The sequence below is a fragment of the Pseudoalteromonas sp. TB25 genome, assembly GCF_000497995.1.
GTDB lineage: Bacteria > Pseudomonadota > Gammaproteobacteria > Enterobacterales > Alteromonadaceae > Pseudoalteromonas > Pseudoalteromonas distincta.
Map to the genome: position 1 here is coordinate 1 of NZ_AUTI01000194.1, position 2,661 is coordinate 2,661.

Sequence of the window (2,661 nt, forward strand, 5' to 3'; positions counted from 1 at the left end):
GGCCGCCACTTTGTTGTAGCGGAGTCCAAATTGGCCCTGGAGCAACACCATTAACCCGAATGCCTTTATCTATTACCATTTTTGCTAAACTTTTAGTAAAGCTAGTAATTGCGCCTTTAGTTGATGCGTAATCAAGAAGTCCAGCAGAAGGCTGGTAACATTGGATAGAGGTTGTGTTAATAATACTTGCCCCGGGTGGCATATGCTTTACTGCGGCCTTTGTTATCCAAAACATAGCAAATACGTTTGTTGCATATGTTTGGCAAAATTGCTCGGTAGATAAATCTTCTAACTCGGCGACAAATTGTTGCTTACCAGCATTATTAACTAGTATGTCAATTGACCCCAAGTATTCAACGCTTTGAGCAACAAGGCTGTTACAGAAATCTTCATCAGATATGTCACCTGCAATACCCCAAGCCTTGTTACCGCTGGCTTTTAGTATATCGAGTGTTTCTTTCGCATCGGTTTCTTCGCTGGGTAAGTAATTAATAACAACTTCCGCACCTTCTCTTGCAAATGCGATGGCTACGGCTCTTCCAATCCCAGAGTCGCCGCCTGTGATCAAAGCTTTACGGCCTTTTAACCTGTCGTGGCCCTCATAGGAGTCTTCGCCATGATCTGCTTTAGGTTTTAAAATTTCATCTAGCCCTGGGTCCGGTTGATTACTGTCTTTTTCGGTACGTCCCATCTGATATTGGCTTCTAGGATCTTGCATAGTAAATTGATTAGTTGGCATATCAAAGTCTCCTCAACGTAAAGTTTAAGTTCGATTAATTGCATGTAATCACAAAGAGCGTAATCTCAGACAGCACAGCAATGCTGTTACTTCTCTTTGCTTAGCGTGAATTGGGTGATGTAAAAAACATAAGAGGCGTGTGTGGTTGTAAAATGTCGAAGCTAAAGAGCGACTAACTGATTTAGCACGAATAGCAATATTATAGTTAGCTTGTAATGCTCCCACTCTGTCTCTCCTTTAAAATTGACATTTTTAGCCGTTTACGTACACCGCCTTCTTTATAAAAAGCAATAGATATGCCACAGAGGTACTTTTTAAATATTAAGCTATGTTACTTATTTTAAAGTGTTTATATTTAAACTGTTGAAAGTATAAGTGCGGATGAAGGGTAAAAAGTGGATATTAGTACCGAAAATATTACACACTGTTCATTTAGCCAATCAAGTTGGGAAGGTGCGTTTATGGCTACACTGATGGGCTTATAATTAAGCCAGAAAATAGCAGCACGTTAAAATGTATCATTAAGTGATATGCTAATCCCCCCGAAAAATTATAGAAGCCAAATATAAAATTTTCACCTATCGCAAGTATGCGTGGCACTTGAACTAAATTTTGTACGTTTCGACGTTAGCTTTTCTTTAGTGTAAAAAACAAACTGGAGTTTCATGGTAATTGCAATAAAACGTCAAGTAAGTTCGTCTAATACAAAATATTATTACTTTTTATTACTGTGCGTGCACCGTGCTTTTTTTATGAGGCGAAGACCACTTTACAGGTAAGTCTTACGAACACCGCAGAGGCTAGGTTGAAGATAAATCAATTAAAAAAGGAAGAATCTTGATTTCTTACATTACAGTTTTGAGTGGCTACTCATGGCTCTGTGCCAAAGTTCGGCTCAGTGCCAGTGTAGGTCGGATAAGCGAAGCGCCATCCGAAACAGTAAAATACCTTATCAATTATTATCAATATTTTATGGTGTCGAGTGGCTGGAGAGTGCCATGAGCGATCATTGAAGATTTTTATTTTATGAAGTCATGATTTGATCCCATTATTGTTGCTGCAAAAAGAACCGCAATTGGTGGTTTTGGACAAAGTTTATCAAGCCTGTCAGCTATTGAAATAGGTAGTCAGTTACTTAAAACCGTTCTTGATGAAACACCGCAAGTAAAGCCATACATTGAGGAGGTGATTTTAGGGCAGGTGCTAACAGCAGGTTGTGGCCAAAACACAGCAAGGCAGACAGCACTTAATGCTGGACTACCTATTAATAAGTCTGCTTTTACTATTAATCACGTATGTGGCTCAGGACTAAAAGCGGTGCAATTGGCTGCGCAATTAGTTCTTTGCGGTGATGCTAAAATGGTGGGTGCAAGTGGGCAAGAAAGTATGTCTCAGGCGGCGCACGTATTACCCAATAATAGAGTATCTAAAAAATTAGGTGACTTATCTTTGGTTGATAGCCTAATAAAAGATGGTTTGTGGAATAGTCGCGAAAATATTCATATGGGAATTACAGCTGAAAATATAGCTGAAAAATTTGCTGTAACTAGAGAGGAGCAAGATGAATTTGCTGTTCGCTCACAGCAAAAAGCGGCACATGCGATTAGCTGTGGTTCATTCAAAGAAGAAATTTCTCCTATTGGCATAAAAAACGAGGCGGCGATATTCAGTATTGTGATACTGATGAATCGGTGAAAGCCGACACGCAACTTAGCAATCTGAGTAAGTTGAGATCTGCATTTAAAAAAGACGGTTCAGTTACTGCTGGAAATAGTTCAACTATTAACGATGGCGCAGCTATGGTGGTGGTTACTACAGACGAGTATGCAAAAAAGTTAAACTTACCTATTTTAGCTGTGATTGAAGCTACCGCTTGCGAAGGTGTTGAGCCGCTTTACATGGGCACTGGCCCAATAGCGGCC

General features: G+C 39.8%; 1 protein-coding gene and 1 pseudogene. One reads left to right on the forward strand and one right to left on the reverse strand.

Annotated elements, in window-relative coordinates; translation table 11 throughout:
- The coding region (locus L652_RS0104645) for an SDR family NAD(P)-dependent oxidoreductase (RefSeq protein WP_024603329.1) at positions 1-739 on the reverse strand (739 nt) is incomplete at its 3' end.
- A gap of 1,104 nt (positions 740-1,843) precedes the next feature.
- Here L652_RS0104645 and L652_RS1000000125295 point away from each other — a divergent pair.
- Positions 1,844-2,661: pseudogene (locus L652_RS1000000125295) on the forward strand (acetyl-CoA C-acyltransferase); the annotation flags it as partial.